Source organism: Chitinivorax sp. B (assembly GCF_005503445.1).
Taxonomy (GTDB): Bacteria; Pseudomonadota; Gammaproteobacteria; order Burkholderiales; family SCOH01; genus Chitinivorax.
Map to the genome: position 1 here is coordinate 31,639 of NZ_SCOH01000003.1, position 20,565 is coordinate 52,203.

Here is a 20,565-nt window from a genome sequence, read left to right on the forward strand (position 1 = left end):
GTAGTGCGGCTCCATGCTCTATTGCGAATCAGACGCAGGGCAAAGTTGCGCTGCCTATCAAACCAAGCACACCAACAAGGCTTTGGTCCGACAACCAGCGACATCTTACTCCCCGGTCAACTGTTTTAAAAAGCGGACATCATCTGCCCAACCACTCTTCACCTTGACCCACACTTCAAGATAAACCTTGCCATCGAACATCTGCTCCATATCAACACGCGCTTCAGAGGAGACCCGTTTTAACTTTTCACCACCTTTTCCGATAATGATGGCCTTCTGGTTGGGCTTGTCGACAAATACCGCTGCATAGATGCGCCGTAACGCACCATCAACATCAAATTTTTCGATTTCAACATTGATGGAATAGGGTAGCTCTTCACCCAATAAGCGAAACAATTTCTCACGAACAATCTCTGCGGCAAGAAAACGTTCGTTCCGATCGGTAATCTGGTCTTCCGGGTACAATAATTCGCCTTCCGGTAGATGCGGACGAACATCATCCAGCAATGCCTTAATCTGCGTACCGCGTTCGGCGCTCACTGGCACGATGCCTGCAAAAGCAAATTGCTGGGCCAGATTTTGAATGAACGGCAACAACACCGCCTTATCAGTCTGTTTATCGATTTTGTTGATCACCAACCAAACAGGTCGATGTTTAGGCAACAATGCCAGAACCTCTGCATCAGCCGGACCATATTTCATAGCCTCCACAACAAACAGTACAGCATCCACATCACCGAGTGTGGTTTTGACGCTCTGATTCAACGCATCATTCATAGCATTGCGATGACGCGTCTGAAAACCTGGCGTATCAACAAACACAAACTGTGACACATCATCGGTATAGATGCCAGTTACGCGATGACGTGTCGTCTGCGCTTTACGAGAGGTAATACTGATTTTTTGCCCAATCATTTGATTGAGCAGTGTGGATTTGCCTACATTCGGACGCCCAACAATGGCGACGAAGCCGGTATGGAAAGAATTGTCGCTCACTTGCGTCCTTGCTGTTGCTTGAGAATCAAATCATAAACCTGCTGAGCAGCCTCTTGCTCCGCTGCGCGTCGACTACAGCCACTACCCTTGGCCGCCAAATCCAATTCGACGACTCGGCACTCAACATCAAAATGCTGATCATGTGCCTCACCCTGCACTGCCAGTAAAGCATACTGCGGCAATTGGAAACGTCGACCTTGCAACCACTCCTGAAGACGGGTTTTAGGGTCCTTGGATACGGCATTGGGATCCAACGCTGTTAGCATCGGTTGATAAAGCTGTGAAATCACGCCGAATGCAGCTTCAAACCCTCGATCCAACATAACCGCACCCAGCAGCGCCTCTAACGCATCGGCCAGAATTGAAGGTCTCCGAAAGCCACCACTTTTCAGCTCCCCCTCACCCAGCATCAGATAATCACCCAACTGAAGTTGATTGGCAATTTCTGCCAGCGCCTGCTGTTTGACGAGACTGGCTCGTACACGACTGAGCTCACCCTCGGTCAGTCGAGGAAAATGATCGAACAATAAGCGAGCTACAGAGCAATTAAGGACGGAATCACCCAAAAACTCAAGTCGCTCGTTATTTGGCGTACCGAAGCTTCTATGCGTCAATGCCTGACGCAATAATGAGGCGTCAGTAAACTCATAATTTAATTGGTTTATAAGACGTTGATATCGCATTCAATTACTATTGAGCCGCATCCGGCGTTTTACTACCATTTGTTTCAGAGACCTTGAATGCGAATTTCAAGCTGACATTCGCAACGACTGGGACTTCCTTTGAATATTCAAGACCAATAGTCGTTGTGCCACCAATTTGCTCAATATCCAAATCATCACCCTTGACCGATGAAATGTAATCAATAGTCGCACGTTTTTCGAAATTTGCACGAATCTCCTGCGGTGTACTACCCGCATTTTCCTGAATCAAAGCCTTCACTATTTTTTTGACACTAAAGTATTCCGAATAAGCAGGAATGGCACGAACTCCCAGCAATGCAAAAAAACCGACAACAGCAGCGATAATCAAAAATCCAAACAGGCTCATGCCATATTGCTTGTGCATTTATTTTGCTCCTAGTTGATCAATGTACCAATTCGCTTCAGATCGCGGAAATTCATCCACACCAGAAATGCCTTACCAACAATATTACGTTCTGGCACAAAACCCCAATAACGGCTATCGGCTGAATTATCCCGATTATCACCCATCATGAAGTAATGTCCCTCAGGCACTTTACACACGAATCCCTCATCACTATAGACACAAGCATCACGATTCGGAAAATCCTTCACATTCATCGTCGTGACAGTCGGTTTACTTTCATCAACAATGATGGGGTGGGAATGCTGACCAAGCTGTTCTAGCTTCCGGGCGGTTGTCAGCACACTCAATACTTCATCTGCCACATATTGGTAGGTACCATTCTCTTGTTGAGAAACTGGCTCATCGTTAATGGTTAAACGCTTATTTCGGTATTCCACCTTATCCCCTGGCAAACCAACGACCCGCTTGATGTAATCAATCTTCTCGTCTTCCGGGAAGTGGAACACCATCACGTCGCCACGAGCAGGTGTACCTATAGGCACTACTACCTGATTGGTAACAGGCATCCGCAGACCATAGGCAAACTTATTTACCAGAATAAAATCACCAACGATCAAACCTGGCCGCATGGAACTGGATGGGATCTGAAAAGGCTCAACCAGAAAAGAACGTAACAGGAATACCACTAACAAGATCGGAAAAAAATCACGTGCGTATTCAACAGAGATAGGGATTCTCTTCCTGCCCGCCTCTCCTGCATCTTCCTTGGCTTCAAACACTTTATAGCCATACGCTACGATACCGATCAATACCACAAACAGTAACATGGCAACGGACAGGCTTGCGAACTGTGCCAGCAAACCAAAAATGCCGACAAAAATACCTAGGTAACCTGCTTGCAATATCACCGGCGGCTCTTCTCCCGGCTCGATAGGGTCACGATTAGCCGCTGCCAGCATGACACCGATAAAAGTCACGAATGCAAAGAAATAGAGCCAGTTCATATTTATTTATCACTCACTTGCAAAATGGCGAGGAAAGCTTCTTGCGGAATTTCGACATTGCCCACTTGCTTCATGCGCTTCTTACCTGCCTTCTGCTTCTCCAGCAGTTTGCGCTTACGACTGATATCACCACCATAACACTTGGCAAGTACGTTCTTGCGCAAAGCTTTGATGGTTTCACGAGCAATAATGTTGGAACCGATGGCGGCTTGAACAGCAATATCAAACATCTGACGTGGGATCAGTTCGCGCATTTTGGCCGCAAGTTCCCGCCCACGATACAGGGCATTCAGGCGGTGTACGATCAAGCTCAGGGCATCGACTTTTTCCCCATTGACCATAATATCCAGCTTGACCAAGTCCGCCACCTGGAATTCCTTGAATTCATAGTCCAGAGACGCATAGCCGCGAGAGGTAGATTTGAGCTTGTCAAAAAAATCCATCACCACTTCGTTCATCGGCATATCGTAGGTCAACATAACTTGCCGACCCATGTACTGCATGTTGCGTTGTGCGCCGCGTTTTTGATTACACAGCGTCATCACAGAACCAACGTATTCCTGCGGCACTAGAATAGTTGCAGTGATAATGGGTTCACGAATTTCCTGGATCTTTGATAGATCCGGCAACTTGGACGGGTTTTCGACATCGATGAGGGTGCCATCCTTCATCAATACCTCATACACGACGGTCGGTGCCGTAGTGATAAGGTCCATATCGAATTCACGTTCCAGCCGCTCTTGAACAATCTCAAGATGCAACAAGCCCAAAAAACCGCAACGGAAGCCAAAACCCAATGCCTGAGAAACTTCAGGTTCAAAATGCAAGCTTGCATCGTTCAACTTGAGTTTCTCAAGTGAATCACGTAGTGCATCGTAATCGTGCGATTCCACTGGATAGAGGCCAGCAAATACCTGGGATTTCACCTCTTTAAAGCCTGGCAATGCTTCCGCAGCAGGATTGGCTGCCAGCGTGATAGTGTCACCCACCTTGGCAGAGGCCAGTTCTTTGATCCCGGCAATAATAAAGCCCACTTCACCAGCTTTTAACGCGTCGCGTTGCAGCGACTTAGGTGTGAATACCCCCACCTGCTCGCACAGATGCTGCGCTTTGGTAGACATGAACAACAACTTGTCTTTTGGTTTGACCTGCCCATCGACCACACGTACCAGCATGACCACACCAACATAGTTGTCAAACCAGGAGTCGATGATCAGAGCCTTTAAGGGTCCAGCGGCATTACCTTTTGGCGACGGCACCTTACTGACAACTGCCTCGAGAATGTCTTCGATACCAATGCCATTCTTGGCGGAGGCTCGAACTGCATCACCGGCTTCAATACCAATGATGTCTTCCACCTCTTGAATCACACGATCCGGATCAGCGGCAGGCAAGTCGATCTTGTTCAAGACCGGCACCACCTCCACACCCTGTTCGATTGCGGTATAGCAATTGGCAACAGTCTGAGCTTCGACCCCCTGTGAAGCATCAACCACAAGCAAGGCGCCTTCACATGCAGCCAGAGAGCGGCTGACCTCATAGGAGAAGTCGACGTGTCCTGGGGTGTCGATCAGGTTCAAGTTATACACCTTACCGTCACGCGCCTTGTAGTGCAGGGCAGCAGTCTGGGCTTTAATTGTGATGCCCCGCTCTTTCTCGATATCCATCGAGTCGAGCACCTGCTCGGACATCTCGCGAGCCTCCAGGCCGCCACAAAATTGAATGAAGCGATCTGCGAGCGTTGACTTGCCGTGATCGATATGAGCGATGATCGAGAAATTGCGGATATGTTCCATACGTCTTGCAAAAAATTAAGGGCACGCCCTGCGTGCCCCTCATCAAACTGAGCCAGCTGGGGATTCTACCCGAACGCAGCCAAATGCGCATCTAAAGCCGCAGGATCAAAATGGTAATGGCAGATTTCGATGTCTCCAGCCAACAACACTGGTACCCAATCCCCCCATTTGTCCTCCAGCGCGGCATCTGCATCCACATCAACAATCTTCAAGTCGAAACGGGCACGAGCCGGATATGCGTCCAATGCCGCGACCATCGCATGACACAAACTGCAATAGTCGCGGAACAGCACGGTCAGAACAGGTTTATTCATCCGTCTTGCCAGACAACTTCAACGGGATGAACTGATAACCCCCGTTACGATAGATACGTAAGGTGACAGACCTGTTGCTGGACTTAGCCTCTTCAATCGCGCGCGCCAGCTGCTGGTAATTTTTGAGGTCCTCGCCACCAATCCCAACAATTACATCACCAGCCTGAATACCCGCACGCGCCGCTGCGCCATGCGCCGCTTGCACCAGCAATCCATACTCCACACCCAATTGCTTACGCTGAGCCGGTGTCAAATCCCCAACCAACAATCCAACCTGACCAACGTTGGCATTGCTGCGCCGGCCTTGCTTGACACCACCTGCCTGCTCCGGCACTTCACTGACCGTGACTGTCAGTTCCTTGATAGCTCTGTTACGCCATACCTGCAATGTCACCTTGGCACCTGGCTTGGTCGCACCAACCATACGCACTAAATCAGCATTGGTGTTGATTGGCTTATCAGCAAATTTCATCACGATGTCCGATGGCAGCATACCCGCCTTGTCTGCTGGACCATCCTTCTCGACGCCACTGATCAATGCTCCTTGCGGCTTATTCAAGCCAAATGACTCGGCCAGATCTTTGGACATCTCCTGAATTGATACGCCAATACGACCACGCGTGACCTTACCACTGGCTTTCAGCTGTGCGGATACGTCCATTGCAACGTCAATGGGAATGGCAAATGACAACCCCATGAAGCCACCCGTCCGGCTATAGATCTGGGAATTGATCCCAACCACCTCACCATTCATATTGAACAAGGGGCCGCCTGAATTCCCAGGATTGACTGCCGCGTCAGTCTGAATGAAAGGCACAAAACTCTCGTCTGGCAGCTGACGACCCTTGGCACTGACGATTCCAGATGTCACGGTATTATCGAAACCAAATGGCGAACCAATGGCAACCACAGGCTCCCCCACTCGTAATCTGGCAGGCTCCCCCAACCGAACTGTTGGCAGTTGCTTGGCGTCAATCTTGATCAATGCCACATCAGTGCGTTCATCCGTGCCGATTACTTTAGCTTTGAACTCACGCTTGTCAGTCAACTTGACCGTGATTTCATCAGCATTGCCCACTACATGGGCATTAGTCATGATGTAGCCATCATTACTGATAATGAAGCCAGAACCCAGGCTACGCGCCTGGAATTCACGCGGCGGCTGCTGTCGTGGCTGGAACCGACGGAAAAATTCGTAAAACGGGTCATCTTCAGACATACCAGGGCCACCCTGATTATTGACAACCGTCTGGGTAGTGCTGATGTTGACGACAGCCGGCCCTTCTTTTTCAACCAACGCCGCGATATCCGGCGAAGCAATCGCAGCATGCGCAACGTGAATCGATGCCAACAGCAATGCGGTTGCTGACAACAATTTCTTCATAAGTGGATTACCTTTGTTTGATGAGCGATGAGGAAGCAGAACAATCAACTGATTGTGGCTGTGAAAAATCGACAGCCAAGCGGATACGTCTTGCCAATCTGCCGCCCAGCAAAATACCAAGCAACAAACCAACCGATGCACCCAATATGGAAACTTGCTCGCCAATCAATGCCCCTAGCAGAGCACCCAGCATGAGACTAAGCAGTGGCGTACCATAGGCGGCAGCAGCCACACGTCGTAGTACACCAGCATCAACACCCAGAGTCAGCATGTCACCAGGCTGACAGTTGTTCGCAGAAATTGCGAGATGGCGCGGAGCACGGCGAAACAGATGGGTAAACGCAGCCTGACTGGAACACTGCCCCTGGCATTGGCCACACCGCCCGAAGCCAACAGCCTCCACCTGAGCGGAGCCTGCTGCCACCTTACACACGACCACTCGCATTTCCATTACTGGGCTGCCCGGGACGGCTTTTGCGTGACCGAGCCACCGATCAACATCAGTGCCGCCTCAGGTACATCTCCCAAGGCGGTGATCCGCGCATCTGTCGTATAACGCGTATAAATATTGATAGCACCATGATTCACCATCATGCTGCCTTGCTTACCTTGCGATTGCTGTGGCTCGACGAAAACAGAAACTGCTGCCATGCCATCCCCCAGCATGAGGTGTGACACCTGCACATTTCGGTGCCCCAGCATTCGCTTGCCTTCCTGCAACAACCGATAACCGGGCGGCAGGGGTCGGATCTCGAAGCCAGAATCCGGACGACTACCCTCCGCAGCAATCACGTCACCGGGTCGCAATGGAATCTTATTGGCAAAACGGGGCTTCAGCGACTTGCGATCGAGCTGTCCGCCGATGTTGAGCTGAATGAACGAAAACTGCTCAACTGGTTCCCGCTTACTGTTGTAGGTACCAATACGCAACAGCAACCCCGAATTGGGGTCATACCAAAGCTTGCGACCATAACGCAGCGTGTCTTTGGGTTCCATCACCAGAACGGAGCTATCGATACCGGCGACACGCTCTACATCCTGTTTTTTGAAGTGATAGAGATTGACAATTTCGGCAGGATCGTCCGGCAACAAAGCCGGAAAAAGCTTGATACTGACACGACGCCTGAGCTCAACCGGGTTGGTAGGCAGTTCCGGCAAATAGCAATTTACTTGATCGTTAGATCGAATAAACTCACGCACCGGACCATCCAGCGATTCGCGCTTTTCCAGTTCATTGTCCCCTTCCAGCAAATGCATCATGCGGAAGGTTTCCACTTCACCATCATGCTGATAGACATACATGCCGGCATAGCTCTGCTTTCGCACAGCTGTTGCGATCTTCTTCAGCAATGCTGCCGCATCGGCAGGTGGCAACACGGTTTCAGCCACACACACACTGCTCGCCGCGGTCAGCAGCAGTACGCTCAGGAACACCCTCATGTGCTCAACGCCCTTTGGATTGACCTGGAGTGGTGAAATTGGCGGAATGCAGGCCGGTCATCTCACGATGCACCACCAGATAATCCTGCATACCGTCGATACTGGCACCGTTGGAAACTGCTACCTGATGCAGCGACGGATCATTCGCAGCCGCAATGGGCTGCACAGATGGGCTGACATTGCCAAGCTGCATGCCATTTAGCGCGAACCAACCGACCATAGCAACCGCCGCAACGGATGCGGCGGCAGACATCGCAACATACCGACGCGAGAAACCAGTGCGATTTTTCGGGATCGCCTTGGGAGCAAAAACAATCGGCTCTTGCGCCAAGCGCTCGCCAAACCGGGAGATGAAATCTGTCGACAATGGCGGCGCCTCATCGCGCATTGCATCACCAATCAGATGATAGACATGCCATTCGTCACGCAGCCCCTGTTCGGACTTGAATGCGGCAAGCATTCTTCCGACCGACTCTTCATCGAGTTCGCTGTCGATTAATTGGGAGAGTTGTTCGTTCATTTGGTTACCACCTCTTGTTTTTCCCGGTATCAAGCAAAGGTCGCAATTGCGCCGCGATAGCCTCGCGAGCGCGGAATATCCGTGATCTGACCGTCCCGATCGGACAGTCCATGATCGATGCAATATCTTCGTAACTCAGCCCTTCCATCTCGCGCAGCGTGATGGCGGTACGCAACTCGTCTGGCAATGCCTCAACAGCTTGGTTGACGGTATCGACTATCTGCCGGTTCATCAGTTCTGTTTCCGGCGTATTCATATCCGGAATGCGATCCGATAGCGTCGGCCCCTCGTCTTCCTCATCCATCACCTCGGCATTCACCGGCGCTCGGCGACCCATCGACACCAGATAGTTCTTGGCTGTGTTGATGCCGATTCGGTAAAGCCAGGTATAGAACGCACTCTCACCGCGGAACGTGGGTAACGCCCGATAAGCCTTGATGAAGGCTTCCTGCGCCACATCCTCGACTTCGCCGGGATCGCGGATGAAGCGCGAGAGCAAACGTGCCAGCTTACGCTGGTACTTGCTGACCAGCAGCTCGAATGCCCGCTTGTCGCCTTGCTGCGCTCGTTCGACCAGTTGCTGGTCGACCTCACGATCGCCCATTCAATATCACTCCCTGTTTTGTCGTTTTCTGCGGACATTGGTTCCACAGCAATTAAGCCATGTTTCAACAGATTATGCCCGCCTGACGGATGGTCCCCGACAGGTTTGCCAGTACTGACCTTGGGGTTAAGAAATAGTTCACGATACCTGCATTTATAGGTGTCGACTCTTGGCGGTCGACATCAACAACACTGCCCCGACCACTGCGGGTGTCAACGAATTAGTCAGGAAGCACATTACCCAATAATGCCAGATCAAACCCCGCCATACTGGGCATTTTGCGTTGTGGCGCCATCACAGTCATGCGCGTCACATTCAGATCGCGCAGTATCTGCGCGCCGATGCCATAGTTACGCAGATCCCATTTGCTACGGGTTCGGTTTTCCTGTGTTGGCATCAATCGGGCCAGTAGATCCTCGGCCGTTTCCGCCCGATGTAACAACAGCACCACCCCTTTACCTGCATCCGCTATCTTTTTCAAGGCTGGATAGACCCCCCAGGAATGCGCCTTGTCAGACACGTCCAACAGATCCATCACACTCAACGGCTCATGCACGCGCACCAATACATCATCACCCGGCTGAATATCACCCTTGACCAACGCGAGTTGCAATGTATTAGCTGTCAAGTCTCGATACACAATCAACTGAAAATCTCCTGCGATAGTATTGATTGCACGCTCCACCACTCGTTCCACCAAGCGCTCATGCTGATGGCGGTATTGAATCAGGTCCGCAATGGTGCCTACCTTCAAGCCATGTACCTCAGCAAATTGCAGCAACTCCGGCAAACGTGCCATGGTCCCGTCATCATTCATGATCTCGCAGATCACTGACGACGGCGTCAACCCCGCCAGCTGCGCCAGATCACAGCCGGCTTCGGTATGTCCGGCCCGTACCAGCACACCACCATCCTGCGCCATAAGCGGAAAAATATGACCAGGCTGAACCAGGTCCTCCGGCTTTGCATGCTTAGCCACCGCCACCCTGACCGTACGCGCACGATCTGCTGCCGAGATGCCGGTAGATACCCCTTCTGCCGCTTCGACCGACACTGTGAAATTGGTGCCATGAGGCGTCCCATTACGAGATACCATCAGTTGCAGATCAAGCTGGCGGCAGCGCTCACGCGTCAATGTCAAGCAAATCAAACCTCGGCCATGCTTGGCCATGAAATTGATGGCTTCCGGGGTAACAAAATCCGATGCCAGAATCAGGTCGCCCTCGTTTTCACGATCTTCATCATCGACCAGAATGACCATCCGGCCCGCACGCATGTCGGCGATAATGTCCTGAATCGGGGAAATATTCATAATCCATTCTTTCTGCATACCACCCTACCCTAACGGCAAGTCAGCGTGCGGTTAAGCATTCAACACTGGCAGCATCGGGATATCAGTAATACCGATATCCACACCCAGCTGCGACAACAAGGTGGAAATCTGCCCTCGATGGTGGGTTTGATGATTGAACATCTGTGTGACCAGTATCCACCGTGGCACGGTCTGGCTCATACCATACAGCTTGCTGGTCCAGGTCATTGGCTCACTTAGCCACGCCTGATCAATACCGGCAGCCCAATCGAGAAAATCCTGGTCCATTGCAACACGTGCGGCATGCAGCTGCGAAAAGTCCTCGTAAAGCGGCTCACCCATCGCCTTGACGTCATAGGTCTTTCCATTGAATCGTGCCAACCAGACTCGATCCCCCCACAAAATATGATTCAAAGTATGGTGGATGGAACCAAAGAATGCACCGCGATCCGCTTTCAGCAGCTCGTCACCCAGCTGACGACAGGCCTCATACAACCTTTCATTCATCCAGCAGTTGTACTCCGCCATCAACTGCGGGTAATGGCCAGTAAACATGTAACGATCCCTTCATCAACAGGTGGTGCTTGGTCACCGATAGCTTCAGCCGCGTTATTGTCGCAGATCGATCTGTAACAGACCACCGCACGAATGCAAGGGGGCCTCGAAAGCCGTACGATCGGCAGGCGATCATGCAACGCCAAATCAGCGGAAGCTCAGCAGACGCTCACAATAACGGGCGATCAAGTCGACCTCGAGATTGACTCGACTCCCTACTTTGAGGTGCTTCAGATTGGTTTCTTGCAGTGTATGCGGAATCAGATTGATCGAAAAGCAGTCACCCTCGACGCGATTGGTAGTCAGGCTGACGCCATTGATCGTTGCAGAGCCTTTTGCCGCAAAATATTTGGCCAATGCCGTCGGTGCATGAATTACCAACTCGAAACAGTCTCCAACCGCATCGAACGCCATCACCTCACCCACGCCATCCACATGCCCAGATACCAGATGCCCGCCAAGCCGGTCAATGGGACGCATCGCCTTTTCCAGATTCACTTCCAGCCCCGCCTGATCCAGGCCAGTCGTACAGTCCAGCGATTCCTTGGACACATCCGCTACAAAACCATCCGGGCTGAGTTCAATAGCGGTCAGACACACGCCATTGACCGCAATACTGTCGCCCAGCTTGACGTCGCTGAAATCGAGCCCTGGCGCGTGAATTTCAAGACGCAAATCATCACCCTGTAGCGTAGCCTGGCGAATGGTACCCGTTGCTTGAATAATGCCTGTGAACATGATGTCAAAAACTTTCATGATTGAGTATTGAATAGATAGGACAATGATCAGGCGGGATGAAGATGTGCCGTTAAACGCAAATCCTGGCCAACCATACGCTGGTCAACCCATTTCAAATCGTGCCGACCTGCCATTGCCGTCAACTCTGGCAACTCGAACAGCCCCCGTGCATGCTGCCCCAGCAGCACGGGGGCCAAATACAGCACCAGCTCATCCACCAAACCAGCATTCAACAACGCACCGCACAGCTGGCTACCTGCCTCCACCGTGACTTCATTCATGCCGGCGCTACCTAGCGCAGTCATCAGGGCCGACAAATCCACCTGACCTGACGTAGTAGGTAGATGCAACAGCGTAACGCCCATAGCCTGTAACGCAGCGGCCCGGGGCGAATCCGCAATGGCATGGGCAACCATCACCCCCCCCCCTTCCAGCAGACGAGCATCAACTGGCAAGCGCAACTGGCTATCCACCACCACACGAGCAGGCTGGCGACTACATAGCACTTCACGTACATTCAATTGCGGGTTATCAGCCAACACGGTACCAATACCGGTCAACATAGCACAGGATCTGGCTCGCAGCCGATGCACATCCACCCGAGCAGCCGGCCCAGTGATCCATTGGCTGATGCCATTGTTCAGTGCTGTTTTGCCATCCAGACTGGCAGCCAGCTTGACCCGTGTCCACGGCTGGCCACGCTCCATCCTTGAAATGAATCCAATATGATGCACGCGTGCCGCCTCGCCCAGCAACCCAACCTCCGCCCGAATACCTGCAGCCTTTAGTCGTTGCAAACCGCGACCGGACACCTGCGGATTCGGGTCAGTCAATGCCGCCACGACCCGGGCAATACCCGCCTCGGCCAGTTTATCTGCGCAAGGTGGGGTCCGCCCATGATGGCTACAGGGTTCCAGGGTAACGTAGGCCGTCGCGCCTTTTGGTGTATCGCCACGTTGCAAGCAATCCTTGATTGCCTGAATTTCGGCATGATCCTGACCGGCCGGCAGGGTATGCCCCTCACCGAGGATGTGCCCATCGCGTACCAGCACACAACCCACCGATGGATTGGGGGTCGTCAGCCACGCCCCTTGAACAGCAAGTTGCAACGCGCGCGCCATGAAACGATGATCGTCAGCAGAAAACATGGTTGCCTTCAAAGCCTGTCATAGAGCAAACCGCCATGTTACCGAGCACCGCTACCAGCGTCCACGGGCAATACCACTGCGCAATCCCCATACATACTGCACAATACAGATATAAGTCGATCTTCATCCTGCTTTGTCAATTGCTTGCCACTTGCATAAAATCGTCAGTCATTAAGTAATGCACACCGGAATATGACAAATCCCCACAACCACCCATCCAGCGAATACACGGAATTGATTGCGCGACTGGAAGCCGAAGCGATCCGCCATCCCACGTGGTACCGTGCCCGCGTACTGGCACTCGCGATGATCGGCCATGCCGGACAACTGCTGGCGGGCCTGTTGCTGGTCGCGGCTGCCATGCTGGCGATATCCGCTGCATTGTCCTATCCACTGCACCCCAGCTGGTTCATCGTGGCCACGGTTTTAAGCATTCTGGCCGCGCTGCTAATAATGTTATGCCGTATAACACCTGCCACACCACGGGGCGAGCTGCTGACTCGCGACAATGCACCCAACCTGTTCCGGCTGATTGACAAGGTAGCCACCAAGGTTGGGAGTCCGACGGTCAATCAAGTTTTGCTGACCGTAGATTTCAATGCCGCAATCATTCAACAGCCCAGACTGGGAGCTGTAGGTTGGCACCATAATATTCTGCTGTTGGGTTTACCGCTCATGCTGGCATTATCAACCCGACATTTTGCCGCTGTACTGGCACACGAGTTCGGCCACTTGTCCGCCCAACATGGGCGTTTTGCCTGCTGGGTCTATCGACTGCGCAATACCTGGCAACGAGCCTTGGAGCGTCATAACCTCGTCGACACGCAACAGTCGCTGCCAATGCAATGGCTACACCGATTCGTTCATTACTTCAATGCCTATTCTTTTGTGCTGGCGCGACAAAACGAATATGAAGCCGACCAAGCCTCCGTCACCATGTGCGGTAAGCGCGTCACGATGGAAGCGCTGGTCCTTTCGCAATTGGCCAGCCGCTGGCTGGAACAGCATTACTGGCCTGCCCTGCTACGCAATGCAGAAGACACACCAGAGCCCACGCCCTCTCCACATCGCGCGCTGGAACAAGCAATTACACTTGGCATGCAACAACACGATCTGGCCACATGGTTACAGAGTGCCTTGACACACGAAACCGGTCACTTTGATACCCACCCATCCCTGCGTGATCGGCTTGAGCACCTGGGCCATCCACCCGCATTGCCCGAGCCAATCAGTATCAACGCAGCCCGCAGACTGCTTGGTAACGACCTTGACGCATTGCAGGATACCCTGGATGAGGCTTGGCGCCAGCAGATCCGCAGCAGCTGGCAGGCACGACATCGTCAAGTACAGGAGGGGCGTCGTGAACTGGACGAATTGCAACAAGAGGCCAACACCGTCCCACTCAGTCTGCCGCGTGCATGGCGCTTGGCAGAACTGGCCAATGCACTGGGCAAGCACAAACTGGCCATTGCCAGCTGCGAATACCTTACCCGAGAACATCCGGAATTCGCGCCAGCGCATCAGCTGCTTGGGCAACTATGGCTATCGCAAAACGACCATCGTGGATTGGATCATCTGGACCAAGCGCTACGTCATGACCCCAGGCTGACTACGATTTGTGCTCGCCAGGCATATTGCTATCTGCAAGATAGAGGCGATGACCGAGGCGCAGAAAGCTACTTCCGCCTTGCCTGCGAATTTGTGCTGGCCACCGAGCATCGGGATGATGGCACCCCCAAGGCCGATATCCCACTGCTACCACACGACCTGCCACCACAACAGGCCGATGCGCTCAGCCGTGATTTGGCCAATGATCCTTTTGTGGAACAAGCCTGGTTGCTCCGACGGAGTGTGACAGATTTTCCGGAACGATCGCTTTATCTGATGCTGCTACAAAACACTACGCAGGCGAGAAGTGTCAACCCTCATACCATCACCCCCAACACATTGCTGCCCAACCAGACGTTCATCATCAAACTGGATAACCGCACACGGGCACTCAAGCAACGCGCCGAAAAACTATCGGGCTCGCAGCTGTTCCCCTGACCCGCTCACGGCTCACGATACTTACCCGACGACAGCCATTGCACCCCGGTGAGTAACGTCCCGTGGCAGCCCATCCTTCAAGTGCTGCAAATTAAGCCCAGTGCGGGCGCCGTGCCTTATCACAACTTAGCGACGTCAGAAATATCGGTTAGCATCTATCATTCTCGTATACCCGTCTGGATGCGCCCCTGCATGAATGCCAGCCTGTTCTCACATGCCCTGCTAGGTTCCCTGTTACTTTTTCCCTTACCGATCAAGGCTGCATCACCATCCGGCAAAGCGGTGCCCGTTCGAACCGCTGTTGTCCAATCAGGCCAAATCGCCCAAGCATTGACAGCAATCGGAAGTCTGCGCGCCAACGAATCGGTTGTGCTACGTCCGGAAGTGGCTGGGCGCATCACTCAGATCCACTTTCGTGAAGGGCAACAGGTCAAGCGGGGAGCATTGTTGTTTTCACTGGATGCCAGTGAACAGGAAGCGCAATTGAAAGCGACTCAGGTTGATGGCGAATTAGCCAAGGATCGCCTGAAACGTCTGCAATCGCTGAAACAGGACAATTATGTCAGCCAACAGGCACTGGATGAACAGCAATCCAGCGATCAACAGGCTCGTGCCAAAATTGCACTGGACAGAGCTCGATTGGCCAAAACCCGTATCGCCGCCCCGTTTGATGGGGTGCTGGGATTACGGCAAGTCAGCCCCGGCGCCTATGTGCAACCGGGACAAGAGCTGGTGAAACTGGAAGACGACTCAGTTTTAAAAGTGGACTTTCGGGTACCTGAGGCTTTCATCAACCAATTGGGCGCCGGCAAAGCCATTCAGATTGTTGTGGACGCGGCCCCAGGCCAGGAATTCACCGGTAGTATCAGTGCATTTGACACCACGGTCGACGAAAAAACCCGGAGCCTGCTGGTACGAGCCAGCACCCTCAACATCACCGGCCAGCTGAAACCAGGTATGTTCGCACGCATACGTATCCCACTGGCAAGACCAATGGCGGTGATTGTGCCGGAACAGGCCATTGTCGCCAAAGGCGGTTCCAGTCTGGTTTTCCGTGTTGTGGATGGCAAAGCAGTGCCAGCAAAAGTCACACTCGGCAATCGTCGCCCCGGTGAAGTCGAGGTAACACAAGGACTGAAAGCAGGTGAACGTGTGGTGGTTGAAGGCCAGATCAAGCTGCAGCCCGGCGCTGCCGTGACAGAAGCTGACACAGCCCCGGTAAAGAAGTCGTGAAGGGAATCCAATGACCCTGTCCGATCTCTCCATCAAACGCCCAGTACTGGCTACGGTGATGAGCCTGGCCATTATCCTGGTCGGCATCATGTCTTTCTTGCGTTTATCAGTACGTGAGTACCCCAACATCGATACACCAATCGTATCCGTCCGTACCGTATATAAAGGGGCCAGTCCGCAAGTCATTGAATCACAGGTTACCCAGCCACTGGAAGACTCGTTGTCAGGCATCGAGGGCATCAGGACCATCAAATCAGTCAGCCGAGAGGAGGTCAGCCAGATCACTGTCGAATTCATTGGTAATCGTGACGTTGACTCTGCAGCCAATGACGTGCGTGATCGGGTTGCCCGCGTCAAAGGCCGCCTGCCCGAAGCAGCCGATGATTCAGTTGTTGCCAAGATTGAAGCAGATGCCCAGGCTATCATCTGGATCGGTCTATCCAGCGATCTACATTCTTCGATTGATTTGTCGGATTATGCGGACCGCACCTTGGCCGATCAGATCAAAACCCTGCCAGGGGTAGCTTCCGTGATCATTGGTGGCGAGCGTCGACGCGCCATGCGTTTATGGCTGGACCGTGACAAGCTGGCGGCCAACGGACTGACCGTACAGGATGTCGAAAATGCACTGCGTAAACAGAACGTTGAAATCCCATCCGGCCGCATTGAAAGCCAGCAACGTGAGTTCACAGTATTGGCCGAAACCGACTTGCAAACACCCCAACAGTTTACCGACATGGTCATCAGCGAAGCGAATGGCTACCCATTGCGCCTAGGAGGCATCGGCCGTGCCGAAGTGGGTGCACAGGATGAGCGCAATACCATTCGTTACAAGGGCCAGCCCGCCATCGGCATGGGGGTGGTCAAGCAATCAACTGCCAATACGCTGGCCGTGGCCCAGGCCGTAAAGAATCTGTTGCCCACCATGCGTGCAAATCTCCCTCAGGGAATGCGACTGCAAGTCACCTTTGATAGCTCAATTTTCATCGAGAGATCGATTGATGCGGTCTATCACGCCATGCTGGAAGCACTGATCCTGGTGATTCTGGTGGTATTCCTATTCCTGCGAAGCTTCCGCGCAACCTTGATTCCGTTTGTGACCATCCCGGTGTCACTGATTGGCGCATTCATTTTTCTGCAGCTATTCGGTTTCACCATCAATGTGCTGACCTTGCTAGGCATTGTGCTGGCCATTGGCCTGGTGGTGGATGACGCCATCGTCGTGCTCGAGAATATTCACCGCCATATCGAAGCAGGCATGCCCCCCATCCAGGCCGCATTTCGCGGCAGCCGCGAGATTGCCTTTGCGGTCATCGCCATGACCGTTACGCTGGCAGCAGTCTTTACACCACTGGCCTTCATGCAAGGCAATACTGGCAAGCTGTTTGGCGAATTTGCACTGACTGTTGCTGCCGCGGTACTGGTATCCGGCTTTATTGCCCTGACACTGACACCCATGATGTGCTCGCGCCTGCTGAAACATGAGGCACGACATGGTGCCATCTATAATGCCATCGAACAGGTCCTGGTCAGGTTGCATGATGGCTATCGCACCATGCTGGCCGCCAGCCTGCGTCAACGCTGGGTCACGGCATATTTGTTTGCAGGTTGCTTGGGCGGCGCCGGCTGGCTGTATCTGCAACTGCCATCTGAGCTTTCTCCCACCGAAGATCGAGGTTTTTTCATTACTGTCGTTGTTGCGCCTGATGGGGCCAGCTTCGACTATACCGATCGTTACACGAGGCAGTTGGAAGGCATTCTTGCCGGCATCCCGGAGGCACAAGGTTATTTTACTATCGTCGCCCCTGGCCTGGAGCGGCCCAATCCAGTCAATTCGGCTTTGGGGTTTGTTCAGCTGAAACCATGGGATCAACGCCAAGCCAAGCAACAGGACATCACCAAAGCCCTGGGAGGTCAGTTGTTTGGTGGCCTTCCTGGCGTATTGGCTTTTGCCATCAACCCACCATCCTTAGGACAAAGTTTCCGCAATCCGGCCGTACAATTTGTCCTGACCGGCAACAGCTATGAAGCACTAGAGAAGAATGTCGACAAGCTGATGAGCAAACTTCGCCAGTACCCTGGCATTGCCAACCCGGATACCGATTTGAAGCTGAACAAACCGCAGTTAGCCGTGACAGTTGACCGTGACAAAGCGGCCAGCATCGGGGTGGAGGTGGAATCGATCGGCCGCACCATGGAAAGCCTTTTGGGCGGCCGCCAAGTGACACGCTTCAAATTTGAGGGCAAGCAATATGACGTGATTGTACAGATGGACGCCGACAGTCGCGCCCGGCCGGATGACCTGGCTGCCATCTATGTCCGTAATGCCGGCGGACAACTAATACAATTATCCAACTTGGTCACGGTCAGCGAAACAGTCGCACCCAAGGAGTTGAACCACTTCAATCGGCAACGTGCCGCCATCATCTCTGCCAATGTGTCCCCCGGTTATACACTTGGACAAGTGCTGGATGAGCTGGACAAGATTACCAAGACTGAATTGGGCGATAACACCCAAACAGCACTGGATGGTCAATCGCGCGAGTTTCGCGAATCCGGTGGTGCAATGATGCTGACCTTTGTACTGGCACTGGCCTTTATCTATTTGGTGCTGTCCGCCCAATTTGAAAGCTTCATCAGCCCCCTGGTAATCATGCTGACCGTACCACTGGCCATGGCAGGCGCCTTGCTGGCATTGCGATTAACAAATGGGTCGCTGAATGTGTACAGCCAGATCGGTCTGGTGATGCTGGTGGGATTGATTACCAAGCATGGCATCCTGATTGTGGAATTTGCCAATCAGTTACGAGACCAGGGACGAGACAAGTTCGATGCCGTGACGGAAGCAGCCACGCTACGTCTGCGGCCGATTCTGATGACAACCGGTGCCATGGTATTGGGCTCTCTACCGCTGGCCATGGCCACTGGGGCCGGGGCGGAGGCACGGCAACCCATTGGCTGGGTGATTATGGGTGGCTTGATGTTTGGCACCTTACTGACTTTGTTCGTCATCCCCACCGCTTACACATTGCTGGTCGGGAAACACAAGCCACAAGTCATGCCCATCATGGAACCAACCTCTTGAGTCACCGAGGCAATGCCGGTACTTCGATTCGGTTCAGCTACAAAGCTGGGGCCTATCAGCATAGCCAACCTAGTTAGAGCCGCTAACAAAACCCTTCTGGTGTTGTTGTGCAAACTTGTCGTACTCACGTACTGCCTTCATTTGCACGCCTAACCAGAATCACTTCGCTGGGCTTTGTTAGCAGCTCTTAGTACCACGACACGATGCTTACAGGGTGCCACCAGTTCGGGTATTCGAGTTAGCACGACCTTGCAGCCGCTGCACCATCACTGGTGCTAGGGCACCTGTATGAACGACATCGGGGGCTTACGCCCCCGATCATTCTGTATATAGCTTACAACGCCAGTTGGCTACTGGCCACCTGTTGATCAGTTCTTGCGGCTGTGGCGTTGACTACGTACATTCTGTGCCTCCACCGCGCGCACCTGCTCCACGAATTTGTCGAGCACACCATTGATGAATTTATGGCCTTCATTGCCGCCAAAGGTTTTCGAGAGCTCAATGGCTTCATTGATGATGACCGGGAAAGGAGTATCCGGCATGTGTACCAACTCATAACCCGCCACCAGCAACACGCCTCGCTCAACCGGGCTCACATCATCCCAGTTACGCTCCAGGTAAGGCGCCATGGCTGAACGCAGCGTATCGACATGCGAAATGGCACCAAACAATACCGTGCGGAACAGATTCAGATCACATTTGGCAAACGCTTGGTTTTCCGCCAGATTTTTTTCGATCATCGTGGCAGGGTCATTGGTCAGCTGCCATTGATACAGGCCCTGCACGGCGAATTCACGTGCCTTGCGACGTGCGCTTTTCATTATCTACTCAGCCTTTTCAACAGATTGATCATTTCAACAACGACCTGTGCCGCGTCGGTACCTTTTTCCTGCATGCGCACCAGCGCCTGATCATCGTTTTCCGTGGTCAGGATCGCGTTGGCGATGGGCACGTCCGTTTCCAGACCAACGTCACTGATGCCAGCAGCAGATTCATTGGAGACCACTTCGAAATGATACGTTTCGCCGCGAATGACAGCTCCCAACGCCACCAAACCATCAAACTTGCCGCTCTGGGCCATGGTTTTCAGTGTCAGCGGCGCTTCCAGCGCACCAGGAATAGTGGCAATCAGAATGTCTTGTGATGCAACACCCAAACGCAGCAGTTCGGCGGTGCAGGCGGCAAGCAAGCCTTCGCAGACATCAGTATTGAAACGGCACATCACAATGCCAATGCGCAAGCCTTCACCGTTACGGTTCGGCTCGATTTCCAGAATATTGTCGTAGCGGGCCATGCGGCATTCCTAAGTCGAACCCGGTAGACAGACCGGGTTTTTATGT

19 protein-coding genes and 1 pseudogene are annotated in these 20,565 nt (G+C 52.9%); 3 read left to right on the forward strand and 17 right to left on the reverse strand.

The window, feature by feature from the left end; genetic code table 11:
- Positions 1–105: 105 nt before the first annotated feature.
- From era to ribD, 15 genes and pseudogenes are all read right to left on the reverse strand, one after another.
- Positions 106–996 carry a GTPase Era gene (gene era, locus FFS57_RS02750; protein ID WP_137936230.1) on the reverse strand — a complete coding sequence of 297 codons (891 nt, stop codon included), beginning with the start codon at positions 994–996 and terminating at the stop codon, positions 106–108.
- A gap of 29 nt (positions 997–1,025) precedes the next feature.
- Positions 1,026–1,679, reverse strand: a pseudogene (gene rnc / locus FFS57_RS02755) (ribonuclease III); the annotation flags it as partial.
- A gap of 7 nt (positions 1,680–1,686) precedes the next feature.
- Complete coding sequence (locus FFS57_RS02760) at positions 1,687–2,064, reverse strand: DUF4845 domain-containing protein (protein ID WP_137936232.1); 378 nt, start codon at positions 2,062–2,064, stop codon at positions 1,687–1,689.
- 11 nt (positions 2,065–2,075) lie between these two features.
- The gene (lepB, locus tag FFS57_RS02765; RefSeq protein ID WP_249383859.1) at positions 2,076–3,050 is read right to left on the reverse strand and encodes a signal peptidase I; all 975 of its coding nucleotides are present in this window, start codon (positions 3,048–3,050) and stop codon (positions 2,076–2,078) included.
- A 2-nt stretch (positions 3,051–3,052) separates the two neighbouring features.
- Positions 3,053–4,846 carry a translation elongation factor 4 gene (gene lepA / locus FFS57_RS02770; protein WP_137936234.1) on the reverse strand — a complete coding sequence of 598 codons (1,794 nt, stop codon included), beginning with the start codon at positions 4,844–4,846 and terminating at the stop codon, positions 3,053–3,055.
- Between the two features lie 65 nt (positions 4,847–4,911).
- Entirely contained in the window at positions 4,912–5,160 is a 249-nt protein-coding gene (locus FFS57_RS02775; RefSeq protein WP_137936235.1) for a glutaredoxin family protein, read from the reverse strand.
- Complete coding sequence (locus tag FFS57_RS02780) at positions 5,153–6,544, reverse strand: DegQ family serine endoprotease (RefSeq protein ID WP_137936236.1); 1,392 nt, start codon at positions 6,542–6,544, stop codon at positions 5,153–5,155. The genes FFS57_RS02775 and FFS57_RS02780 overlap by 8 nt, the downstream gene beginning before the upstream one ends.
- 7 nt (positions 6,545–6,551) lie before the next feature.
- A complete protein-coding gene (locus FFS57_RS02785) occupies positions 6,552–6,995 on the reverse strand; it encodes a SoxR reducing system RseC family protein (RefSeq protein ID WP_137936237.1) in 444 nt (147 codons plus the stop codon).
- On the reverse strand, positions 6,995–7,984 hold the full coding sequence (locus FFS57_RS02790; RefSeq protein WP_137936238.1) for a MucB/RseB C-terminal domain-containing protein: 990 nt from the start codon (positions 7,982–7,984) through the stop codon (positions 6,995–6,997). The genes FFS57_RS02785 and FFS57_RS02790 overlap by 1 nt, the downstream gene beginning before the upstream one ends.
- 4 nt (positions 7,985–7,988) lie before the next feature.
- Positions 7,989–8,504, reverse strand: coding sequence for a sigma-E factor negative regulatory protein (locus FFS57_RS02795; protein WP_137936239.1), 516 nt, complete (start codon positions 8,502–8,504; stop codon positions 7,989–7,991).
- 4 nt (positions 8,505–8,508) lie between these two features.
- On the reverse strand, positions 8,509–9,108 hold the full coding sequence (gene rpoE, locus FFS57_RS02800) for an RNA polymerase sigma factor RpoE (RefSeq protein WP_137936240.1): 600 nt from the start codon (positions 9,106–9,108) through the stop codon (positions 8,509–8,511).
- Between the two features lie 220 nt (positions 9,109–9,328).
- The gene (gene ribBA / locus FFS57_RS02805) at positions 9,329–10,420 is read right to left on the reverse strand and encodes a bifunctional 3,4-dihydroxy-2-butanone-4-phosphate synthase/GTP cyclohydrolase II (protein WP_137936241.1); all 1,092 of its coding nucleotides are present in this window, start codon (positions 10,418–10,420) and stop codon (positions 9,329–9,331) included.
- Positions 10,421–10,471: 51 nt separating this feature from the next.
- Positions 10,472–10,975 carry a DinB family protein gene (locus tag FFS57_RS02810; protein WP_137936242.1) on the reverse strand — a complete coding sequence of 168 codons (504 nt, stop codon included), beginning with the start codon at positions 10,973–10,975 and terminating at the stop codon, positions 10,472–10,474.
- Positions 10,976–11,122: 147 nt separating this feature from the next.
- A complete protein-coding gene (locus tag FFS57_RS02815; protein ID WP_137936400.1) occupies positions 11,123–11,713 on the reverse strand; it encodes a riboflavin synthase in 591 nt (196 codons plus the stop codon).
- Between the two features lie 47 nt (positions 11,714–11,760).
- A complete protein-coding gene (gene ribD, locus FFS57_RS02820) occupies positions 11,761–12,861 on the reverse strand; it encodes a bifunctional diaminohydroxyphosphoribosylaminopyrimidine deaminase/5-amino-6-(5-phosphoribosylamino)uracil reductase RibD (RefSeq protein WP_137936243.1) in 1,101 nt (366 codons plus the stop codon).
- 192 nt (positions 12,862–13,053) lie between these two features.
- Here ribD and FFS57_RS02825 point away from each other — a divergent pair, with 192 nt between their 5' ends.
- From FFS57_RS02825 to FFS57_RS02835, 3 genes are all read left to right on the forward strand, one after another.
- A complete protein-coding gene (locus tag FFS57_RS02825; RefSeq protein WP_137936244.1) occupies positions 13,054–14,907 on the forward strand; it encodes a M48 family metallopeptidase in 1,854 nt (617 codons plus the stop codon).
- A gap of 192 nt (positions 14,908–15,099) precedes the next feature.
- On the forward strand, positions 15,100–16,140 hold the full coding sequence (locus tag FFS57_RS02830; RefSeq protein WP_171013530.1) for an efflux RND transporter periplasmic adaptor subunit: 1,041 nt from the start codon (positions 15,100–15,102) through the stop codon (positions 16,138–16,140).
- A 10-nt stretch (positions 16,141–16,150) separates the two neighbouring features.
- Positions 16,151–19,225: an efflux RND transporter permease subunit gene (locus FFS57_RS02835; RefSeq protein ID WP_137936246.1), complete on the forward strand. Its 3,075-nt coding sequence runs from the start codon at positions 16,151–16,153 to the stop codon at positions 19,223–19,225.
- 368 nt (positions 19,226–19,593) lie between these two features.
- On the opposite strand, the gene nusB is transcribed toward FFS57_RS02835, so the two are convergent.
- Complete coding sequence (gene nusB / locus FFS57_RS02840) at positions 19,594–20,046, reverse strand: transcription antitermination factor NusB (RefSeq protein ID WP_137936247.1); 453 nt, start codon at positions 20,044–20,046, stop codon at positions 19,594–19,596.
- Positions 20,046–20,519, reverse strand: a complete 474-nt coding sequence (gene ribH, locus FFS57_RS02845) for a 6,7-dimethyl-8-ribityllumazine synthase (RefSeq protein WP_137936248.1) — start codon at positions 20,517–20,519, stop codon at positions 20,046–20,048. The genes nusB and ribH overlap by 1 nt, the downstream gene beginning before the upstream one ends.
- Positions 20,520–20,565 lie beyond the last annotated feature (46 nt).